Annotated in this window: 23 protein-coding genes; 9 read left to right on the top strand and 14 right to left on the bottom strand. The window is 29.6% G+C overall.

The annotated features are described in order from the left end of the window. The first annotated feature begins 58 nt into the window (after positions 1-58). Together gap and pgk are read left to right on the top strand one after the other, a co-directional pair. Positions 59-1048, top strand: a complete 990-nt coding sequence (gene gap / locus CEE44_04305; protein ID TKJ17727.1) for a type I glyceraldehyde-3-phosphate dehydrogenase — start codon at positions 59-61, stop codon at positions 1046-1048. A gap of 1 nt (position 1049) precedes the next feature. Continuing rightward, on the top strand, positions 1050-2162 hold the full coding sequence (gene pgk / locus CEE44_04300) for a phosphoglycerate kinase (protein TKJ17726.1): 1113 nt from the start codon (positions 1050-1052) through the stop codon (positions 2160-2162). Here the strand turns inward: pgk and CEE44_04295 are convergent. After that, positions 2159-3469 carry a hypothetical protein gene (locus CEE44_04295; protein ID TKJ17725.1) on the bottom strand — a complete coding sequence of 437 codons (1311 nt, stop codon included), beginning with the start codon at positions 3467-3469 and terminating at the stop codon, positions 2159-2161. The two genes, pgk and CEE44_04295, sit on opposite strands and share 4 nt — an antisense overlap. Here CEE44_04295 and CEE44_04290 point away from each other — a divergent pair. The 4 genes from CEE44_04290 (at position 3453) to CEE44_04275 (ending at position 5474) form a co-directional block, all read left to right on the top strand. Next, positions 3453-3773 carry a ribonuclease P gene (locus CEE44_04290; GenBank protein TKJ17724.1) on the top strand — a complete coding sequence of 107 codons (321 nt, stop codon included), beginning with the start codon at positions 3453-3455 and terminating at the stop codon, positions 3771-3773. The two genes, CEE44_04295 and CEE44_04290, sit on opposite strands and share 17 nt — an antisense overlap. A 231-nt stretch (positions 3774-4004) precedes the next feature. Beyond that, entirely contained in the window at positions 4005-4745 is a 741-nt protein-coding gene (locus tag CEE44_04285; GenBank protein TKJ17723.1) for a hypothetical protein, read from the top strand. A 46-nt stretch (positions 4746-4791) separates the two neighbouring features. Then, complete coding sequence (locus tag CEE44_04280; GenBank protein TKJ17722.1) at positions 4792-5031, top strand: hypothetical protein; 240 nt, start codon at positions 4792-4794, stop codon at positions 5029-5031. Further along, on the top strand, positions 5019-5474 hold the full coding sequence (locus CEE44_04275; GenBank protein ID TKJ17721.1) for a hypothetical protein: 456 nt from the start codon (positions 5019-5021) through the stop codon (positions 5472-5474). Before CEE44_04280 ends, CEE44_04275 begins: the two co-directional genes overlap by 13 nt. On the opposite strand, the gene CEE44_04270 is transcribed toward CEE44_04275, so the two are convergent. From CEE44_04270 to CEE44_04250, 5 genes are read right to left on the bottom strand one after another with little or no spacing between them, the layout of a single operon-like run. Beyond that, a complete protein-coding gene (locus CEE44_04270; protein ID TKJ17720.1) occupies positions 5467-5802 on the bottom strand; it encodes a hypothetical protein in 336 nt (111 codons plus the stop codon). The genes CEE44_04275 and CEE44_04270 overlap by 8 nt on opposite strands. Next, a complete protein-coding gene (locus CEE44_04265; GenBank protein TKJ17719.1) occupies positions 5799-7586 on the bottom strand; it encodes a phosphoenolpyruvate carboxykinase in 1788 nt (595 codons plus the stop codon). The genes CEE44_04270 and CEE44_04265 overlap by 4 nt, the downstream gene beginning before the upstream one ends. A 1-nt stretch (position 7587) precedes the next feature. Next, positions 7588-8880, bottom strand: coding sequence for an aspartate aminotransferase (locus CEE44_04260; protein TKJ17718.1), 1293 nt, complete (start codon positions 8878-8880; stop codon positions 7588-7590). A gap of 52 nt (positions 8881-8932) precedes the next feature. Continuing rightward, positions 8933-10696 (bottom strand): hypothetical protein, encoded by a 1764-nt coding sequence (locus CEE44_04255; GenBank protein TKJ17717.1) that lies wholly within the window; start codon positions 10694-10696, stop codon positions 8933-8935. 17 nt (positions 10697-10713) lie between these two features. Then, a complete protein-coding gene (locus CEE44_04250) occupies positions 10714-12222 on the bottom strand; it encodes a hypothetical protein (protein ID TKJ17716.1) in 1509 nt (502 codons plus the stop codon). A gap of 135 nt (positions 12223-12357) precedes the next feature. On the opposite strand from CEE44_04250, the gene CEE44_04245 reads away from it, so the two are divergent. Further along, entirely contained in the window at positions 12358-14439 is a 2082-nt protein-coding gene (locus CEE44_04245; GenBank protein TKJ17715.1) for a hypothetical protein, read from the top strand. Positions 14440-14454: 15 nt separating this feature from the next. Here the strand turns inward: CEE44_04245 and CEE44_04240 are convergent, their stop codons facing one another. After that, complete coding sequence (locus tag CEE44_04240) at positions 14455-15090, bottom strand: hypothetical protein (protein ID TKJ17714.1); 636 nt, start codon at positions 15088-15090, stop codon at positions 14455-14457. A gap of 261 nt (positions 15091-15351) precedes the next feature. Between CEE44_04240 and CEE44_04235 the strand changes: the two genes are divergently transcribed. Then, a complete protein-coding gene (locus CEE44_04235) occupies positions 15352-16080 on the top strand; it encodes a hypothetical protein (protein ID TKJ17713.1) in 729 nt (242 codons plus the stop codon). Beyond that, the gene (locus CEE44_04230; GenBank protein TKJ17712.1) at positions 16077-16352 is read left to right on the top strand and encodes a hypothetical protein; all 276 of its coding nucleotides are present in this window, start codon (positions 16077-16079) and stop codon (positions 16350-16352) included. The genes CEE44_04235 and CEE44_04230 overlap by 4 nt, the downstream gene beginning before the upstream one ends. A gap of 1 nt (position 16353) precedes the next feature. On the opposite strand, the gene CEE44_04225 is transcribed toward CEE44_04230, so the two are convergent. The 7 genes from CEE44_04225 to CEE44_04195 are packed head-to-tail and all read right to left on the bottom strand — an operon-like array spanning position 16354 to position 22553. Continuing rightward, positions 16354-16740: a hypothetical protein gene (locus tag CEE44_04225; GenBank protein ID TKJ17711.1), complete on the bottom strand. Its 387-nt coding sequence runs from the start codon at positions 16738-16740 to the stop codon at positions 16354-16356. Between the two features lie 33 nt (positions 16741-16773). Next, positions 16774-17433, bottom strand: coding sequence for a hypothetical protein (locus CEE44_04220; protein ID TKJ17710.1), 660 nt, complete (start codon positions 17431-17433; stop codon positions 16774-16776). A 42-nt stretch (positions 17434-17475) separates the two neighbouring features. After that, the gene (locus tag CEE44_04215; protein ID TKJ17709.1) at positions 17476-20613 is read right to left on the bottom strand and encodes a hypothetical protein; all 3138 of its coding nucleotides are present in this window, start codon (positions 20611-20613) and stop codon (positions 17476-17478) included. Between the two features lie 8 nt (positions 20614-20621). Then, the gene (locus CEE44_04210) at positions 20622-20900 is read right to left on the bottom strand and encodes a hypothetical protein (protein ID TKJ17708.1); all 279 of its coding nucleotides are present in this window, start codon (positions 20898-20900) and stop codon (positions 20622-20624) included. A 40-nt stretch (positions 20901-20940) separates the two neighbouring features. Further along, on the bottom strand, positions 20941-21471 hold the full coding sequence (locus tag CEE44_04205) for a hypothetical protein (protein TKJ17707.1): 531 nt from the start codon (positions 21469-21471) through the stop codon (positions 20941-20943). Between the two features lie 6 nt (positions 21472-21477). Then, a complete protein-coding gene (locus tag CEE44_04200; GenBank protein TKJ17706.1) occupies positions 21478-21657 on the bottom strand; it encodes a hypothetical protein in 180 nt (59 codons plus the stop codon). Further along, positions 21654-22553, bottom strand: a complete 900-nt coding sequence (locus CEE44_04195) for a hypothetical protein (protein ID TKJ17705.1) — start codon at positions 22551-22553, stop codon at positions 21654-21656. Before CEE44_04195 ends, CEE44_04200 begins: the two co-directional genes overlap by 4 nt. Positions 22554-22575: the final 22 nt, after the last annotated feature.

Here is a 22575-nt window from a genome sequence, read left to right as displayed (position 1 = left end):
GACTATAATAACAAACTATATAAATAGGTTTTGCTTAAATATTAAAAAAGGTGATATTATGGTAAATGTGGCTATTAATGGGTTTGGGAGGATAGGAAGATTAGTTCTTAGGGCTGGTTTAGAAGATAAGAATATTAATTTTGTAGCAATAAATGATTTGAGCGATTTAAAAACAATGGCTTATTTGTTTAAGTATGATAGTGTTCATGATCAGTTTAAAGGAAAGGTTGATGTTAAAGGTGGTTTTTTAGTTATAAATAATAAAAAAATAAAATTTTTCTCTGAAAAAGAACCTGCTAAACTTCCTTGGAAGAAATTAAATGTTGATGTTGTGTTTGAGAGTACTGGCAGGTTTAAAACAGAGAATGATTTACAAAATCATATTAAAGCAGGAGCTAAAAAGGTTTTGTTATCTGCTCCAGCAAAAGAAGGGAATATAACAACTGTTGTTATGGGTGTAAATGATAAAGATGCAAAAGGTAGAAAGTTTGTTTCAAATGCTTCTTGTACAACAAATAGTTTAGCTCCTTTGCTTAAAGTTATAGATGAAAAGTTTGGTATTGAAAGGGGTTTTATTACAACTGTTCATTCTTATACAAGCAGCCAAAATATACTTGATTTACCTCATAAAGATTTAAGAAGAGGCAGGGCTGCTGCTATTAATATAATTCCAACAACAACTGGGGCAGCAAAAGCTGTTGGTATGGTTATTCCATCTTTAAAAGGAAAAATAGATGGAATGGCAATAAGGGTTCCTACTCCTGATGGAAGTTATTCAGATGCTACTCTAATTCTAAAAAAAGAAATGAGTGAAAATAAGATAAATAATGTGGTGAAAGAAGCTGCAAAAAAAGAATTAAAAGGAATTCTGGAATATTCTGAGGAAGAACTAGTTAGTTCAGATATTGTTGGGAATCCTCATTCGAGTATATTTGATAGTAAGCAAACAAGAGTTAAGGGTAATCTTGTTAAATTAGGTGCTTGGTATGATAATGAATGGGGTTTTAGTAAAAGGATGATTGATGTTGTCAAGTTGATGGCAAGGTAATATGTTAAAAACCTTAAAAAATATAGATTTAAGAGATAAAAGAGTTCTGCTTAGGGTTGATTTTAATGTGCCTTTAGATAAAAAAGGAAATATTACAGATGATTTTAAGATAAGATGTTCTTTGCCAACTATAAAATATATTAAACAAAAAGCAAAGCAGGTTGTTTTGATGAGTCATCTTGATCCGTGGAAGAATAATCCTGCTAGTAAAAAAGATTCTAGATTAAAAATGGATAAGACTGCCAAGAAATTAAGTAGATTGATTGGGGAAAAGGTTGTAAAAGTTGATGATTGTATTGATGTTAAATTGCCTTTGGATAAAATAGTTTTATTGGAAAATTTAAGATTTCATAAAGGGGAAAAAGAGAATGATAGGCAGTTTGCAAAAAAACTTTCATATCATGGTGATGTTTATGTGAATGATGCTTTTGGGACTTGTCACAGATCTCATGCTTCTGTTAATGCAATTGTTAGATATTTCAAGAATCGTTGTGCTGGTTTATTGGTGGAAAAAGAGGTTAAGATGTTAAATCCTATTTTAAAACCCCCTTTTTATGTTGTTTTTGGTGGATCAAAGATTAAAAGCAAAATAAAAGTTATAGGGAAATTTGGTAAAAAGGCTGATAAAATTTTTATTGGTGGTAAAATGGCTTTGGCTTTTATTGATGTTCATTACATTGATTTAGGAGAGAGAAGAATAGCTAGGAAGTTAATGAAAAAATTCTCTAATAAACTTGTTTTACCTGTTGATTATGTTTTAGAAGATAAGAAGATTGTTGATGTTAATTCAATACCTAAAAATAAAAAGATATTTGATGTTGGGTCTAGAACAATATTGGAATGGAAAAATATTCTTAAGAATGCTAAAACAATTGTATGGAATGGGCCTTTAGGGTGTTTTGAAAAGAAACCTTTTGATAGATCAACAAATGAATTAATTAAGTATTTGGCAAGAAGCAAGGCCAAAACTATTATTGGTGGAGGAGAAACAGCAGATTCTGTTAGAAAACTTAATTTACAAAACAAAATGACACATGTTAGTACTGGTGGTGGTGCTTCTCTGGAATTTTTAGAAGGTAAAAAACTTATTGGATTGAAAGTATTGGGTTTTTAATCAATCTCTAAATCAATATCTAACATTTCATTTATTTTTTCTTTTAGTTGTTTTTTCATTAGGTTAATGTCTATTTGAGATAATGTTTCATTTAATTGTTCAACTTTGTTTTTAATATCTTCAATATCCTGTTTTTTGTCTTTTAGTTTTAATTTTATATTTTCTATTTCATCAATTACTGTATGATTATTGTTTCTTTCTGTAAGATTTCTTAGTTCTACCATAAGATTATTATATTCTGTTAAAAAAGAAGAGAGTTTTGCTTTATTTATCTTATTTATAACTTGCAGTGTTTTTTCTTTTTTCTTGTCTTTTAATTCTATTTTTTTTGTGTGTATATTTTCTTCTAGTTTTTCTAAAACATTTTTTATGTCTAATTTATAATCATCTACTATTGCTTTTATAGGATCTTCGATATAGTCTTTTAAGAATTTTTCATCTTCTGGATGTAATTTCATGTGTTTTTTTAGTGCATGTTCTAAAACAGAGAAGTAGTGGAGTATTTCATCTTTTAATTCTGTTAATTGTTCATTTATCTTGTATTTTTCTACTTCTAATCTATGATATTCTTTAAATTCCTGGCTTTGCTCTTTGTTTGATATTTCTGATAGAATATTTTTTTTCTCTTTTTCAAGTTCATTAACTTTGTTTTTTGTTTGTTCTTTTTCGTTTTTTAATTGCTTTTCTTTTTCAATATTCTCTTTTAATGATTTTATATTGTCTTTTACTTGTTTTATGTCTTTTATTTTTCTATCTGATAATATTTCTTTTAAATTCTTAAATTGATTATCTATAGCTTTTATGTTTTGAGCAATAGCATATGTTTCATGACTAAAAAAATGTTGCAGAGTTTGATATGCTTTTAGTGTATTTTTTCCCAGATTGTTAATATCTTCATGAATTTGCTCTATAAACTCATTGATATCTTCTTCTGGTATTTTTATAGATTCAATAAAAATGTTGATTCTTTTAGTATAAAAGTCTCTATTGCCTTCCATAAACTGCATTTCTCTTGTAGTTATCTTATCGTTTTTTAGCTGTGCATTTTCAAGATTTTGTATATTTTCTCTTGTTTTTGAGGTTTCTTTTAGAATATTTTGTTTGATTTCATCTAATTTGTTGTTAACATTTTCATAAGAAGATTCTGTTTTTCTACTGAACCATTCTTCTAATTTTTCAAGCGGCAAACCTATTTTTTCTCTTTTTTTTAAGAATTTTTTCATGAAGTTAATCATAACATTCAAAGAAATTGATAAAGTTATTAAAGATTTGGGTTTTATAATATAATATATGTTAAATAAATTCAAGGTTAGAAAGGAGAAATTAAAGAAACAGGCTAGAATTGATATTTCTAATTTCATGAAGTTAGCTAAAGAATCGTTTAAAGATGATAAGGCTAAATCAAATAGATGCGTGCGTAAAGCTAGGCGGCTTGCTATGAAGCATAATATAAGGCTTAATAGTTCTATTAAAAAGAGGTTTTGCAAGCATTGTTATTCATATCTTGTTCCTAGTGAAAATTTGAGGATTAGAACCAGAGAAGGTAAATTAGTGTATTATTGTTTAGATTGTAAGAAATATATGAGGTTTCCTATTAAAAAGATAATTTAACTACTGTCCAGTAGATATAAAATAGAAAGCTTTATATACTAGTTATTTCTGTTATTTTTTAACATAAAATTATGATAAAATGGAAGAAGAAGAATTTGTATATGATGAAGTTACCGGCGGAAAAGGTAAGAAGAGAGTACTAGATGCTCTAAATAAGTCAAAATTAGGAAAGCACGAAATGGATGAACTATTTTGTGAATGGGAATAATACTATCTTATAAAGGATGTATAATGTTATTTAAACAAGGGATAATTGGGGCTATTTTAGGAACTGTTACATTAGGTACTTTCTATTTAATGTATCCTTCTAATAATCTAGAAAAACATGTAGAAAACCCTGTTATAACTGCTCCAGATCAAAGCAAGGGGATTGATAAAAAAGAGGTTGATATATATAATTTTCTTAATAAATATCAATCAATAATAAGGTGGAATGCTGTTAAATATGGTGTGCCTGATACATATCTTGCTTCGATTATTGCAAGTGAAAATTATGGGAGAAGGCGTTGTGATGATCTTCAAGATAGTGTAGGGGATTTGTTAAACTTAGATGTTTCATTAGGTCCTGGACAAATGACAATAAGCACTGCAGCTTCATTAGATGGTATTACTGGTGAATTAACACCTGAACAACGTGAATTATATGAAGAAAGATTGACTAATCCTGAAACAAATATAGAGTATGTTGCAAGATATTTATCATATTTGAAAAACAGAGATAATAGATTTCCTGATATGACCCCAGAAGATTTTGGTACTTCATTAGAAGCTATGGCAATTGTGGCTTCTGAATATATGATAGGCCATACTTCAACGAATAGGGATAGTGCTCAACCAAATTATTATGGTTGTGGTGTTTTAGTTGGTATGACTGATTCGTATTTACAACCTTTATTTGATGCTCCTTTATTATCTGAAGATAATGTGAGATGTTTTATAGAATCAAATCCAGATATTTTAGCACAAAACTAAAGAAATTAACATAATCTTTTTATAATGCTTGTTCTTTTAATGATTTATGTATGATTTAGAATTAAATAGGGTTGTAAAGGGAATAAAAGAGAAAAAGGCCAAAACAGTTTTAATTCAACTGCCAGATGGTTTAAAATCAAAAGCAAATGAAATAGTTGATACAATTCACCATGAGACAGATGCTAAATGTTTTATATGGCTTAATTCTTGTTTTGGTGCATGTGATACTCCTAAAGTTGATGCAGACTTATTAGTACAGTGGGGGCATAGTAAATGGATTTTTTAAATTATTTTTTAATAAGTTTGGTTGTTTATTTAGGATTATTAATTGGAATTATACTTTCTTTTATGGCAAAAGAAGAATTAAAAGATGGAAAAAGATATTTTATTCTTTTGCATAATATTATTTTGGGTTTTATACTGTTCTTTGTTTTAGAATTTTTTAGGGTAAATGTTTATTTGGCTCTTTTTTTACCTTTGGTTTTGATTGTTGTTTTGTTTTATTTTAATGAACTGTATAAAAAGAGTTATATTACTTATTTTCTCCTTGGAATTGTGTTTTATATTTCATCAAAAAATGTAAATTTTTTATTAGTGGTTTCTAGTTTGATTTTGTTTTATGGTTTTTTCATAGGTTCTTTACAAATTAATTTTAAGAAAAAGAATTATTTTAGGATTTTATTGAATAATCTGTTATTCTTTGTTTGTCTGGTTCTGTTTTTTATATAAGGTATATTACAAGACTGGTTAACATTCCTATAATAATACCAACTAATAATTCTAATAATGTATGTTTAGTATCTTTTTTTCTTATCATTGTACTTCTTAAAATAACTAAAGAGAATATGAAAGTTACTATAAACAGTGTGTCAAAACCTTGGTAGAGATATAATGATAGTGTCAGGGATGATACAGTAGAAGCGTGTCCAGAAGGCATCCCTCCTCCTTTATGGCGTTGGTGTTTGTTCAGTTTTTTGTTTTTGTGTATTCTTAAGTATACTTTTATAGAGTGAGATATTAACAATGCAACTAAAGGTGCAATAAATACTTTTATCATTTTTTAGACCCTTTTTTAGTTTTTGATATAATTTCAAAGAGTTCTTCAGCAGCGCTTTCTGGTCCTTTTGTTTCAAAACCAGGAATTCCAAGCCTTGTTCTTAGCTGTGCTATTCTAACTCCAGATTTAAATAATACTTTAAAATATTTTAATGCTAATTTTTCATGAATATCCCTATATTGAACAGGTCCAAATACATTTGCAAAATAGGTATGAACAATGCCTTTTTCAGTAGTTGTTCCTTTTGCCATCCTAGCTCCTTCATTAAACACCTCGAGTGCGTCATCAACAGACTCGAATTCATCAAATAAAGGATGTTCTTTATCAACTTCCTCATAATTGTTTGCGTATAGTAAGAAGTCAATTGGATAACCGTGGAGAACTTCTTTAAGTGTTGTGACTGGCAGTAGTGCTCTTGCATTAGTTTTTTGAGGACTTATTATTATTGATCTGTCAATGTTTCCAAAAGCAAATCCTGGCTGAAGATCATCTAATCTGACAAATGCTCCTGTTTCAGTTCCATATGCTTTTATTTTATTGTTTTTAAGTTCTAATGAACCCATATCATCAAATATTATAGTCATGTCTCTGATATATTTTTTTCCAAGAACACGAAATGCTTCTAAGGATTCTGATTTACCAGTTCCTGTGTCTCCTAAGATAACAATATTAGATGATTTTCCATTCTTAAGAGCTATATTTACCATAGCACCATGAATTGGCAGTCTTCCTTTTTTCATCATTATGATGTTATGAAGAGTTAACATCATCTTTTTGATGTATCCAAAATAGCCAAAATCATCTGATCTTTGGATTGCGGCTACAAATATATTATTTTTTTCATCATCAAAAAAGACTGTTGGAAGTTTTCCAAATTTATCAAGAGAATTTTTTGGAACTCCGTATGCAAATATAGCATCTGGCTTTTTTTCAAGATCTTTGTCATCTACTAATTCAAACAAATTTGCAACAGCGGTTCCTAATCCTATAAAATTATTATGGAAAAAAAGATGGATAACTAGTTCTCCAACTTTTGCAGGATAACACAGCCAATCCTCAGATTTTAACTCTATATTTTTCAGTGGATTTGTATCAACTTTTTTAAATTGGCCTGTTCTTTTATTCATTGGAGAGTCTATGATCAATGGTGGTTCTATAAGAACCTGTTTGATAAAATTGATATTTCTTAATTGATTATCAAGGTAGGAAGGGCATTTCCAGTCTTCTTTAGCTACAATAAGGCCTACCTGACATCCTGCAGATATCTGACGGTATACTCTTGGATGATCATTAGTAATATTCTCGCATATGTCTCTGTAAACTTTACGAACGAGATGGTTTAGAGTTCCTATTGTTTTATTAAATGTCCTATACGGCTTTTTGTGTGTATATTCTTCATTATTGTCTGTTGAATAACATACAAAAAACCTCTCAAAGTTACGCCAGTAGTCATATAGCTCTTCAACAAACTGGTGAAGCAAGTAATTATCTTTGAAAAAATCAGTAAATTCTGGTGCTGTTTTAATTATTTTTTCCTTAGGTGATTCTGAAAGTTTTTGTAAAAGATTTATCATGGTTTTTTCTTGTTCACTTTTAGACATTTTTTCTGGAAACACATTTAGAAAAGGGGAGTCTCTTTCTCTAAGATCCTCTAGAAATCTATGAATTATATTTTTGAATAATTCTGTTTTAGTTAAATCCCTTGAATTTTTACAAATTTCGCCATTACTTTTGATTATTACTTGTTTATTGTAAAAAGAAAAGTTTGTTTTATTGGGTTCCATCTTAATTTCCTTGTTCTTTACAAGCTTTATAAATATTATCAAATAATTCTTGTATTTGATTTTTTGATAGTGCTGAGAAAGCTATTCTTAAGAGATTTCCCATTGCAATTACTCCTGTTGAATATTTTTCCAGTAGTGTTTGTCTTACTTTTTCTGCATCTGTGTTTAATTCTATGCACATGAAATATCCTGAATTAAAAGGTAGTGGTTTAAAGAATTCAGAATATTTTTCGTCTTGTAAAACTCTTTTAACTTCTTGATATCTTGATTTCAATAATTCATATTTTTCTTGCTTTTCTTTTTGATATTTTTTAGAGTTAAATGCCTTTAATACTAGTGATTGTGATAGATGTGGTGCGGTTGATATTGTTGAACGAACAGCACCTGCTGTTTTGTTTTCTAAGGCTTTGTAAAGGTCTTTGTTAGCGTCTTTTATTCCAAAGGTGATGAATCCAACCCTAAATCCCCATACATAATCTTCTTTTGTTGCACCGTCGATTTTAACTGCCAAGATATTTTGATGGAGGTTTGCTAGTTTTGTAAAGATTGATTCTTTGTAAACTCCTTGTCTATAGACTAGACCAAAATAAGCATCATCTGTTATAACAAGAATTTTATTTCCTTTTTCAGCTGATTCTTTTACTATTTCAGCTATTTTTTCTGCTTCTCCTGCTGTTAAAGTATATCCTGTTGGGTTGTTTGGAAAATTTAAGAGAATTATTTTTTTTCCGATTTCTCCTTTATTTAATTTGTTTTTGAAACTTTCTAGATCAAATTTTTTATCTTTAAATGTATTAAATTTGTCTAGTTCTGCACCATATGTATTAGTAAAAATAAGTTCATAGTTTTCCCAAAGTTTATCTGGGATGATTATTTTATCTCCGGGGTTTATGAAAAGGTATCCTGCAAGACTTAATCCATGAGTTATACCGTTTGTTGTTATAGGCAGACTTGTTTCTAATTCTAAAGATGGATTTTTTTCATATATTTTTTCTTTCCATTTTTCTCTTAGTTCTGGTTTTCCAAAACTAGATGTATAAGTAAAAATTTCTTTTGGATCAAGCTTTTTTATTAATTTAGCTATTGATTTTAGACGCATTAGAGATAGATCTTCTTCTAAAGCTATGCCCATTGTAGCGTTTATTTTTTTACCTTTTGCATCTGCTGATTGGGCCATAACTTCTTTTCTAGGAAAGAATATTAATTTACCTCTGTTAGATATTAAATCGTAGATAGAACTATTATTCTTTATTGTGTTGTTTAATTCAATAGATTGTGGATTTGCTTCAACCATGCCATAAGAATAATTGGATTGTTATTTATAAAGTTTCTGAATAATATATGGATTATATTACTATTTCTGAATTGTTTTTTCTTTTAATATATATCATATCATCGGTGTTTTGCCCATTGCCTATCCCTAATACACTAAATCCTGTTAAAGATTCTATTGTTCCAATAAAGTTTTGTATATTTCTTGGTAATTTGTCGTCTGGATTTCTTTTATCTGCTGCTATTGGCGTATCTTTCCATCCTGGCATGACTTTTACAATAGGATAGCAGTGTTTTAGTACATTATCGAAAGGGAAAGGGTCTCCAATTTTGATTATATCTCCATTATTATATGTTATTCCATTGGAATCAGTTGATTCTTCAGAAGGATTATGATATATATATGCTACTGTTAGTCCAACAAAATCCTGATGATCTCCTCTGTCCATTGCTGATAAGGATAGGTGTGGACCTTGTGCTTTGTTTACTTGATATGCTGCAACACAATCAAAAACACCTAAAACTCTTGGTTTTTTTGTTGTTGCTCCTTTTTCTCCAAATTTTCTGGATGATGAAATTGCTATTGCTTCTGATATTGAATATGTTCCTGTTTTATCTGTATATTCTGTTGGTCTTAATGTACCGTTACTTTGAATTGAAGTAAAATACTTTTTTTGGATTGTATCAAAATCAATACAAGCATCTCCTAAATCATCTAGATTGTTTATTGGTGGTTTGTGAGATGAGAAATAATTTTGTGGAACATATGAAGAAGGATTTGCGCCTATGCCTACTCTTGAATCTCCTGGTGTTTTTGCAATGTTTATGACTACATAAGTGTATTTGCTAGTGTTTATTTCTGTACTTGCTAATACTCCTGCAGCGTGTGTTTGTGCAGAAGTTGCAGATCTCCAATGTTTTTCAGTAGCATTTGACAGCCAGAATGATTGAGGAGATTCTATAAGAACCTTTTTTCCTTGTTCTAATCCTTGGTTTATGGCATGATTTACATCTGCTCTTTCTGGGAAATCAGGATTTTCAACAACGTTTCTTCTGTATAAATCTATTATAAATTCTACTTTATCCCTTACTTCTAAAAATTCAAAAAGATGATCTGGGATTTTTCTTATTTCTGAGAATTCTCGAAGATTATCCAGAATTTGTTCTTCTGATTGTTTGCTGTGTTTGATTAAAGCATGGTATGTTGCTAAATCTCCTTTAAGTGTTTTTGCTTGGAAATCTCTAGAATTAAATAAATCATCTAATCTTAAACATTTTTTTCTGGATTTTGATGCATGAACATATGACATACCCATAAGTGTTGATGAGTTTGATTTACTTAGTGCAAAATCCATTATTTTATGGTATGGTCCTACAATATGCACATTACCTATTTTGAATCTTTCTTTATAATCTGGAGCAATTTGAGTTAAACTACTTACTTCTTTCTCTACAAAACTAATAGGATCCATGACACATTCAGGACCTATAAAAACTTGTTTGTCAGGAACCATAATTCCAGAAGGAGTGAGATGGAATACATATTTTTTATCGTTGTGGCAAACTGTGTGGCCTGCGTTTTCTCCTGAATTCATTCTTGTTATTATTTCGACTAATTCGTCTTGAGCTACAGCATCTGTTATCTTTCCTTTGCCTTCATCACCAAAATAACTTCCTGCTACAACAATAATATCGTTTTTGGCAACTAAAGGGTGTAGAACTTTGTCTCTAGAAAGAACTATAAAATCTAAACCTGTTTGATGTCTTAAGGCTTCTACTGGTAGTGTATTTTTTAACGCTTCAAATAGTTGTTGTTCTTGTTGAAAAAATGTTGACATTTTTTGTTTCCTCTTTATTATTTTAAAACATTAGTTTTGCTTTCTTGTGAAGAACCAATTGTTCTTCTTTCAAATCTTATTTCGCCATTATACACTTTTTTATGTAATTCATTTATATCTCTACAATTAAGAACGTGATATGCTGAAATCATTCCATCTCTTATTAAAGGAATCCATTTATGAATAGATCCTCTATATTGAACGTGTCCTGTAATGCCTTGTGGAAGTTTTTTATATCCTCTTATTCCTCCAACATTTGCTTCTGGTGAACCCATCCCCCTATAAATTTTTACAAGTAATCCTGATTCAGGATCAACTATTGTTTCCCCTGGGCTTTCTTCTGTTCCAGCAAGCATTTTACCAAGCACTACGATGCTTGCTCCATTAGATTGTGCTTTTACAATATCTCCAACATGCTTTATCCCTCCATCTGCAAGTGTTCTCATATTCCCTTGTTGTTTTGCACAATGGTAAACCGCTGCTGCTGCTGCTCTGGCTATACCTATTGATCCTGCTGTTGTACATATAGAACCACCCCCTTGACCATCTCTATCAGCATGTGTTCCTAGTTTGTTTAGATATTCATAAGCTTCTTTTGTTGATATATTCCCCCCAATTATTAATTTATCAGAATAGTTTTTAATAATATATTTTAACATGCCGGCTGAATGTTTAGTAAATCCTTGAGAGGTATCAACTATACAACCATCTGCTCCTGCTGCAAAACCTCTTTCAAGTATTTCATATCCTTGTTCGGGTCTTGTTCCTACTGCAAACAATACTCTTAATCTTTTGTTATCATCAATTGTTGCTAGAGGATACTCTTCATGTTTATCAAGATCGCTACGAGTAACTAAGTATTTTAATTTTTCACCTTCTGTAACACAAAGAGAGGAAATATGTGAATCCCAAAGTATTTTGTTGGCTTCTTGAAGTGTTATTGGCCATTCTGCTTTTATTAATTTCTCTAATGGAAGCATTCTCTCTCTAACTTTGAGACTTCTATGCTGTGTTCTAGAGTAATCTTGTTTTCTTAATAGTCCAACCAATCTCCCATGTGGTTCACCAGCATATGTAACAGGAAAAGTGTCTATCTTAAATCCTGATTTTCCAATTCTGTTTTCTGCTATTAGCTCTATTACCTGACCAATAGTCTGATCAGATGATACTGTGATTGGATGTTCTATAAATCCATTTTTGAATCTTTTTACTCTTTCTATTTCTCTTATTTGTTCATCAATATCAGATGAACCATCTTGGTTTTTATAATTATAATGTATACACCCAATTCCTCCTTCTAATGCAATCGCAATACACAATTCTGCATTTGTAACAGTATCCATTGGAGAAGCGATTATTGGTGTTTGTAGATATATACCATTTCCTAGTTCTGATTTTAGAGTTATATCTTCTCTATCAATATCAGTAAAAATAGTGTCTAGGATTGTAAAATCATCATAGGTTATACCAATCCCTCTTTCAAAAAGTTCTTCTGCAGAAAGTCCTGAAGGTTGTTTATCATCCATTAATTAACACCTTAAACAACCCAATTTCATTTGCGTTTATATATTTTTCTGTGGTTTTATCGTCGTGAGTTAGGGACAACAACTTTATGTTTAGAGTACATAAATCTTTAAAAATGTTGATAAATTATATCTAAATTGAGGGGCAAAATGTTAATAAAATCAGTAAAATTGGACAATATAAGAAGTTACACTAATCAATCTATTGAATTTCCTGAAAAAAGTGTTTTATTAAGCGGAGATATTGGTTCTGGTAAGTCAACTGTTTTATCTGCAATTGAATTTGCTTTGTTTGGTCTTAAAAGAAAAGATTTGAGTGGAAGTGTTTTATTAAGACATGGAAGAAAACAAGGTTCTGTTGAATTAAATTTTATGATAGATAATAAAGATGTTATAATTAAAAGGAATCTTAAAAGAGGAAAAGATGATGTAAAACAGGATACAGGTTATATAATAGTTGATGGTGTGAAAAAAGAGGCGACTGCTGTTGAATTAAAAACACAAATTTTGGAATTATTAGGTTATCCAAGTGATCTTGTTTCTAAAAGCAAGGATTTGATTTATAGATACACTGTATATACTCCCCAAGAACAGATGAAACAAATATTGGCTAGTGATGTTGAATCAAGATTAGATACTTTAAGACGTGTTTTTGGGATTGAAAAGTACAAAAGGATAAGAGAAAATACATTAATAATTTCTAAGGGTTTGAAGGAAAAAATAAACGTATTTCAAGGTCAAATAGAAGATTTGGATGAAAAGCAAGATGGTAGAAAACAGAGAAAACAGGAAATAAGAGAGATTGATGAAAAAATCAAAGAGTTGCTGCCTAGTTTAGATGATGCAAATGAAAAACTAAAGTTAAAAAAATCAGAGATAGAGTCTATTGAAAAGAATATTAAGGATTTGAATAGTCTAAAAGAAAAGTTAAGTGTGAATGAAGTAAATTTAAACAATAATCAAGATCAGTTGAAAAGAAACAAAGAAGAAATAATTAAAACAGAGGAAGAGATTAAAAAAACAAAAGAGGAGGTTAAGGACAAGCAAGTTTTAGATGTAGAAATTTTGAAAAAGGATATTACTAAAAGGCAGGAAAATATAAGTGTTATAGAAAATCGATTAGATGGAATAAAGAAAGATATTGTTTCTTTAGAGGTTGAAAAGCAAACTTCTGATAAATTAAAGGAGAAGATAAACAAAATAAGTGAATGCCCTACTTGTTTACAAGAGGTTAGTAATGATCATAAGATGTTTATATCTGGAAGAGAGGATGAAAATGTTATTTATATTGAGCAAAAGATAAAGAATAATAATTCTAAGAAAGATGAATTAGAAAAGGAAATTAGTATGTTAAAAGAAGGTTTGGAAAAGATAAGAAAAAAAGAATCAGAAATTTCTTTGATAAAATTAAAATTGGTTCATGCTGAAGAAAAGACAAAAACAGTTGAGAGATTAAAGAAAGATAATGAAAATATAGAGAAAGGATTATTGGAAGTACAAAATGATATAAAGGATTTAAAGGGAAAAGTTGAAGGTTTGAAAGATAATGAGGAGAGTTATAATATAATTAAAAAAGAGTATGATGAGTTAAATAGAGTTGAGATGGATATTAAACTGAAGAAAGAGAAGTTAACAAGTGAGAAAGAGACAATGTCTAATTTCTTATTGAGTTTAGAAGAAGAGATAAATAAAAAATTGGAAGTAAAAGATAGAATGAAGAATTTAAAAGAAAAACATAACTGGCTTAATAAACATTTTGTTAATTTAGTTACAACAATAGAAAAGCATGTTATGATAATAATTCATCAGGAATTTAATGAATTGTTTAAAGATTGGTTTAATTTACTTATTGAGGATGAGATATTAAATGCCAGATTAGATGATTCTTTTACTCCTTTAATTGATCAGGATGGGCATGATGTTGATTTTAATAGTTTGAGTGGTGGGGAAAGAACAAGCTTGGCTTTGGCTTATAGATTAGGACTAAATAAAGTTATTAATGACTTAATAACGAATATTAAAATGAAGGATTTAATCATATTAGATGAGCCTACTGATGGTTTTTCAACAGAACAGTTAGACAGGGTTAGGGATGTAATAGATCAATTAAATCTAAATCAGACAATTATTGTAAGTCATGAAAGTAAAATAGAAGGGTTTGTTGATAATATAATAAGAGTTGTTAAAGAAGATCAGGTTAGTAAAATTATTGATAATTAGTTTATATAGGATGACTTAAATTAATTTATCATATTCTTCTTTCCAAGGGATGTTGTTTTTTTGAAATTCTTTCTTTAGTTTATTTTTAACTATTTTTAACATGCTTGTAAGTTCTGGAAAGTTATTAACTGATTTATCAGCATAGTGAGTTATCATTTCAGGAATATCATAAACTTTTGGGCCTATTTTCATACCCATTTCAATAAGATGGATTAATGTTTCAATTTTATCAAGGGCTTTTATATACCTTGATTCTTTTGTAGAGCTTTCTTCATATTCTTTCCATAAATCAAAGATTTCTTTTCCATAGAAGAGTTTACTAATCTCTTTTATTGCTTTTTCTTCTGCTTTCTTTTTTTCCTCTTTTGTAATTTTACCATCATACACAAGCCTTGAATCAACATCTCCTGTTATAGATTCTGCAATATCATGGATTATGGCAAGCTTTAATGCATGCTCAACATTTATAGCTAATTTCAATTTATCTGCAACAACAAAAACCATTAAAGCGAGTCTCCAGGAATGTTCAGCACTAGAATCTCTTAAAGAATTCTCATCTAGTTCACTAAATCTTAATGTTGTTTTTAATTTCCCAGCTTGATTTAGTAAGTTAAAAATTTGCTCTAAATTTTCTGTATTATCCCCCACCATAATTTTAAAGTATATTAATTGCTTTATAAATTTTTTCAAATAAAAGAAGTTTAGAATTAAAAGAAGCTTAAAAAAGAACTAAAAGAACAAGCCGGAGGTGTTGGGTTGACTTGCTCTTTGTTATCTAAAATTAAAAGCAAACACACGGAGGGTTGTGTTTTCTATGTATAGTATAACATAGGTCTTTATTAACCATTATGAAGGGTCAGTAAAGAACAAAAATACACAAAATTTATAAAGGGATTTTTACATATTCTACACATGTTACCTTATGGTTTACCATCTTTTGTGTTCAGCCCAAGCTGGTTTTATGGGTTTGATTCTATTATTGAGTTAATTGGAATAGTTGTATGTGGTTTATTGGTATATTACAGCTATAAATGTTATAAATTAACTTCTGAGCATAGATATTTGTATTTTAGTACTGCTTTTCTTTCATTAACTTTGGCGTTTGCTGCAAAAGTAGCTGGTACTTTTGCTATATATACTCCTCCAATTAGAGAATCTGTAATAGGACAGGCAGTACAAACAACATTTAGTGCTTTAACTTTAAGTAAAATAAATGGTGTTGCTTTCTTATTGTATATATTTTTGACACTTCTTGGATTTATGATACTGTTTTTCATAGTATCAAAGCTTACATGGGATAATAAAAGAGTTATTGCTATGTTACTGTATTTTGTTTTGGTGGCTACTTGGTTGGGTGTTATTCATTACCAATTATTTTATGTTACTACATTTGCTATGCTTAGTCTTATTACTCTGTCTTATTTTAAGAATGTTAAAGAGGTTAAATCTAAAAATGCAAAAAAGGTTGCAATTGCTTTTGCTATTTTGTTAATAAGCCATGCTTTTTTTGTGTTTGTAATATATTTTGAAATAGTTTATGTAATAGCTGAGGTGATTCAATTATTAGGGTTTTTATTTCTGCTTGTGCCTTTTATATCTGTACTTAGAAAAAAACCAAATAATTTTAAGCTTGTAAAATGAGTGAAAAAAGAAGAGGAAAATTAGAAATCATCAATGACATGCTTAATTCAATAAAAAATAAAGGCGGCCAAATAAAGCCAACTCATTTGTTGTACAAATCCAATTTATCTCATTCTAAAATGAAAGTTTATCTTACTGAGTTAATTGAAAAAGAGATGGTTGAAGAGCAGATGAAAAAAGATAAAAAAGTATTTGCAATAACTGATAAAGGTTATGAGTTCTTATTAGAATTTGAAAGAATTAAAGAGTTCTCTGATAGTTTCGGACTGTAACTTATTTTTCTTCTATTATAAAACCAAGATTTTTAAGTTTTTCTTCAGCCTTTTGTAAATCTTGTTTTTTAATTAAAATATGATCAGTAGAATAAGTTGAAACAACGAATATACTTATTTTTTCTTGTGCTAAAGTATTTGAAATTTTTGCTAGAAAATCAGTTAGAGAAAATGGAAGTTCGATATCAAATGTTAGTATTTTCCAACCTTTTTCTATTTCTATAATATCTTCATTATTATATTTGCCTTCTTCAATAATAACTGTTGTTTCTTTTTTATCAACAATATTTGCAAAAGCATTAGGATTAGTTTTGTTGGATTTAATTATAGCAAAATCCTTACGCCATACATAAACTTTAGTTCCTTTAAAGTAATCTTCTGCTTCCATTTCATTTTAAAAAGCTATTTATATATTTATAGTTTACTCTTTAAATTCTATTTTTCCTTTGTGGTATACTCCTTTTTTTAGTTTAACAGGTCTCCAATTATCTATTATTAATTCTGCGTCTAGCCATTCTGCAAGTTCTTTTGGGTTTCCTATTGTAGCGGATAGTGCAATAATTTGTATGTCTGATAGTATTTTTTTTAATATTGTTAATAAGATTTCTAGAGTTGGTCCTCTTCCTATGTCATTTAATAAATGAACTTCATCAACAATAACTGTTTTAACATTATTTAACCAAGGGCAATGATGCCGTATTAATGAATCGAGTTTTTCAGCAGTGCATATTATTAAATCATAATTTTCTAAGTAGGGGTCTGCTGAATCCAGGTTTCCTATTGATAGAGCAATATTAAACAAATGATCATATCTCTTTTTAAAATCCTTAAATTTTTCATTTGCCAGTGCTTTTAGTGGTACAATATAGATTGCTTTTCCTTTTTTTATGTTGTTGGTTAGTGCTAATTCTGCTATAAGCGTCTTTCCAGAAGCAGTTGGTGTACAGACTAATAGGTTTTTATTTTGAAATAAGCCTGCTTTGATTGATTTAGATTGGCTAGGTCTTAGTTCTTTTATATCTTTTTTTAGGACTTCATAAATTTCTTTAGAAATATCTTTTTTTATTTCTTTAAGTAGCATAGTTTTAGAGAAGATTAGTTGTTTTAAAAAGCTTTTTTATTTTTATGGTAATCTGAATTTATTTTTCTTAGATTTCTTGAAAAAGAAGAAGGACGCAAGGCCTATAACTACAATAATTGTTGTTATAGCCATGCCGATTATTTGTTTTTTAACTGATTTTTCTGGTTCTACAATTTGTTCTGTTATTTCTTCTGTTGTGATTAGTGATTCTTCTGTTTTTGTTTCTTCTTTAGGTTTTGTGAGATTTATTATAGGTAATAGTTGTATTTTAACAATCTTTCTTAGTGTAATATCTGCTTTTCTGTTTTTTATGTTTTCTAGTTTAATATAGATTTTTTCATCTGAATTAAGATCAATTGTTTTTTCTTCTTCTATATTCAAGGTAAATTTAATTGGATCTATAGTAAATACAAATTCAACTTTATCTCTCTCTACTTTTTTGATAGTTAGAGTGTATTCTTGGTCTTTAGAAGTAAAAATAAGTTGTGTGTTTCTTCTTAATTCTGTATGCGTTATTCCATATCTAGTTAAAACTATTGTTTCAGTAGTGATAGAGCTTCCTCCACCACCTCCTCCACTTCCACCACATCCACTACATGGTGGGTCGGATGGTGCGCTTCCAAATGCTCCAAATAAACTAAAATGAGTTACATTTGCCCACACATAATTATTTATTGTATCTACTCCTTGATCTGATTCAAGTTGCCAGTCTCCTGCTGTACTGTTATAATAATATATTTTTAGAGTAGATTCGTCAATATTTGCAGAGGTTATTTCAGTAGAATTATAATAAATTTTAATTAGTGCCCAAGTTAGGTTTCCGCTTGTGGCTGAGTTTACTGTTATGTTGATTCCTTTTAATGAACTTAGGCTAGATGTTGTTCCTGAAGCGTTTGGTGCTTTTTTAGATACTGTAATTGTTGTTGTAACATTATTTGAAAGGAATAATGTTATGTTTGAATCTGCCTGAGATAAATCAATATCTGTTGATGTGTTTGCTGTTATATTAGATGTTTTGTTTAATTTAACTGTAATTGATATTATAGTTGAGTTTTCATTTCCTGCTGTATCATTTATTGTTATATTTAAACTGTATGTTATTACATCTAATAAAGTGTTGTTTGTAATATAACCGCTTTGATTAATTGCAAAGTTTGTAGTATCATTAACAGAATAGGTAAAGGCATTGTTATCTGTGGCATTTATATCGTATCCGAATTGTTGGCTGTAATTAATTTCCTGGTTTGTTGGTAATGGATTAAAATAAGGGAAAGTTGTATCAATTGTAAATGTTCTGTTAGAAGTTGCAAAACTGCAACTATTATAATTATCGCAGGCATAACAGTTCCATATATAAATTCCTTCTGTAAAATTTTGAGTGAATAAGTAGTTTGTATTTATTCCAGATGTGTTTGTTGTGTTTGCTGTCCATCCGCTTGAATTATGATACAATGTTATATTGGTTAGATTAAGAGCATCACTTGCTGTACAATTAAATATTATTGTGTTTGAAGAAGAGTTATAATTGTCAATAGGAGAATTGATGGTTACATTTGGTTGAGCATTGCTAACATTTATTTGTCTTGTTTCAGAAACATTTACATTGTTTTGAGAATCGTTTGCATATACTCTATAATCAAAAACACCTTGTTCTGTAAATGATTTATTCAGATAACAAGTTACAGATGTTCCACTACTTGATTGATTCATAGTTATGTTAGTTGTGTAGTTCCATTCAAACCAGCAAGAACTAATATTATTGATTTGATCTATGATTGAGACATTTATTTCCATAGATCCGTTTGTTGTGTTTGTATAGTTTATAGGTGTAGGAGATACAAAGGTTATTGATGGTGGTGTTTCGTCAAGAGATTGTATTGCAGCATATGTGTTTATTCTTCTAAAAATAAGTCCAGATCCTCCTGAATCATTAATAATTGTGCCTGTATTATTTAGGGTGGTTTCAATTTGTTCTGTTGTTAATGGTGGTTTATTTTGTAGTTTGTAAAATTGTTGTAGTAAAGCTACTGCTCCTGCTACATGGGGTGTTGCCATAGATGTTCCTGAAATAGCTAAATAGCTTCCGTCCTTCCATGTTGAACATATTCTATTTGAGTCCATAGTTCCTGGAGAACATGCTCCAGAATTAGATAAAGTTCCTCCTGGTGCAACTAGTTGTGTTATATTATTACGGTTTGAGAAAGATGACATTGTATCTGATTTTGTTGTTGAGCCAACTGGTGTAGCATTTTGAACACAAGCAGGACCACTTATATGTGTGGTGTTATACTCATTTCCTGTTGCTACTACAACTGATATGTTTTTTGCAACAGCTGCATTTATATAAGGTGCCAGAGAATCTCCATTACAATAACTAGATTCAGCTCCTCCACCTAAACTCATACTTATAACTGATATATTAAAGGTTGATGAATTGTCAGTACACCATTCAATTGCTGCTATTAAATCATCATCCCAAAAAGTTCCGCTTGAGTTGCTTGCCTTAATCATAATTATTTTTGCTTCTGGGGCAACGCCTTTTATTGAGCCGTTTGCGGCAACAATTCCAGATACATGGGTTCCATGCCCATTTACATCCATTGGATTATCATCTTCAAAACCAGGATTACAAGTAACATCATCTGAACAATAATCAATCCCTCCAATGATTTTACATGAAAAATTTGTATTGTTGCCGTAGCATCCTCCTAAATCTGAATGAGAATAATTAACACCGCTGTCAATTATACAGATTGTTTGGCCTTTTCCAGTAAGATTTATGCTATTAAATTGTAAAGAATGTGTATTTGTTGCTTTTATTAAAGGAAGAGAATCTTCAAGAGCAACATTTCTTGTTCCTATTAATCTTATACTTTCGATTTGGTTATTATTTTGTAATTTTTCTAGATCTTTTTCTGAGATAACAGCAGAAATCTTATTTTTAAATTTATGTTTAACATTTTGTTCCCCTATTTGGTCTTCTATTTCGTTTTTAATAGATCTTAAATTATTATTTTGTTCTTTTAATTTAATAAAAACCTTAACATTTTTTTGAGTTTCTAGTGTTTGTTGAACTTCTGAACTTATTTTTACATTTCTGTTATTTGCTGCATTAACAGCTATAACTAAAGATATTAGTAAAAAAATTATTAGTAAAAAAACAACCCTCTTTTTTATCATTTTATTCTTTAATTAATAACTGCCTCGCACTTGTTATTTTGACAAGCACAACTTCCTTGTCCGCAATCCATTGTTCCAGGAGCACATTCCATTGTGCATCTAATCCCGTTACAGTCTTGTTTAAATTTCTCATTGATGCATGATGTTGAATGACAACAAGATGAAGGTACACATTCAGCATTAGTTGTACATCTTAATTCCTGAGGTATTTCTTGATTATCACATCCAATTAGAACCAGTAATGTTATTATGAATAGTATAATTGTTGATTTTTTTATTATAATCACCCCCTTGTGTGTGAATTAACCAAAAATAAGTATATAAAGATTACTTTTTGGTTGTTGGTTTTTTGGTTTTAGTTGTTATTAAAAACCGTTTTGATTGTTTTTCCAGATCAACGAAATTATCAGCTGCTTCTCTTAGCATTGATGAAGAGCTTTTTCCAAAAGCCATTGCCTCAACTCTACAACCCGCAGATTGTGCATAATGTACCAAAGGAACATAATCTCCATCTCCACTAACTATAACGATTACATCTAATTTTGGTGCAAGTTTTACAATATCCATTGCAATACCTACATCCCAGTCACCTTTTTTATGTCCTCCATAGAAGATTTGTAAATCTTTTGCCCTTACTTCATATCCTATATTTGATAATGCATCAAAAAAATTAGATTCATCTTTAACATCTGCCTTTATAACGTATGCAAATGCTCTTATCAGTTGTCTTGTATTAATTGCTTCTTTTAGTATTTCTTTATAATTGACTTTTGATTTGTATAGGTTTTTTGCAGAATAGTAGAGGTTTTGTACATCTACAAAAACTCCAACTCTCTGGTTTTTATGTATTACTGGCATAAATAATCACCTCATTATATCTTGTGTAAAACCGCACTTGGTGCATATGATTTTGTTGTTTTGTGAATCAAATTCTAAAGTTAGATTATGACATTGAGGGCATCTTTTTATGATAGAAACTATTTTTTCTATTTCCAAGCCTTTTTTTAGATTTTCTTCTAGTTTTTTCTGAAAATCTTCTATCATTTTAGACTATTGTAAGTGCTTTCAGCAGCAACAGCCCCTTCTGCGCAAGCTGTTACTATTTGTCTCATTTTATTGCTGCCTGTTGTTATATCTCCTGCAGCATATATTCCATCAATATTTGTTTTTTGAGTTTTATCTACAATTATACAATCTTTATCGTCTAGTTTAACTCCTAGGCTTTTTGGAAGGGCTGTTGAAGGTATACTTCCTATTTCAATAAAGACCCCTCCAACTTCCATCTCTTTTCCATCATCTGTTTTTATTTTTTTTACTATTTTTTCTCCTTTTATTTCTTCAAGAACCATATTATAATGAACTTTGATGTTTTTGGCTTTGTCTATTTTTTCTGTCCAGTAAGGATCTGCTCTTAATTTTTGTTTTCTGTAGAATATGTGTACTTCTTTTGCAAATTGTGATAGTAGTAAAGCAGAAACTGCTGCTGAGTTTGATCCTCCTACAACTGCAACTATCTTATCTTTGAATAAAGGACCATCACATGTTGCACAATAGCTAATTCCTTTTCCAGCAAAATCCTCTTCGCCTTTGATATTTAGTTTTCTTTTTTTTGTTCCTACAGCTAATAAGATTGTTTTTGATTTAAATTCTTTATTTGATTTTGTTTTTACTAAAAATTCTTTTTCTTTTGTTTTTTCTACTTTTACAACTTCTTCTTCAATCATCTCTATGTTTAGTGATTTTACTTGTTCTTTCATATTATTTGTTAGTTCTACGCCATTTATTATAGTATAACTAGGATAGTTACATATCTGAGGGCTTTCCATCATATAGCCTCCAATAAGTTCGGAAATTACAATTGCTTTTAGATTAAATCTAGCAGCATAGACGGCTGCACTTAAACCTGCTGGTCCTCCTCCTATAATTATTAGGTCGTACATAAGATTAATTTAAAACTAGTAG

The sequence above is a fragment of the Candidatus Woesearchaeota archaeon B3_Woes genome (genome assembly GCA_005222965.1).
Lineage (GTDB): Archaea > Nanobdellota > Nanobdellia > Woesearchaeales > B3-WOES > B3-WOES.
Note: the sequence above shows the minus strand (reverse complement) of the source record. Positions and strands in the feature narration are given on the sequence as shown.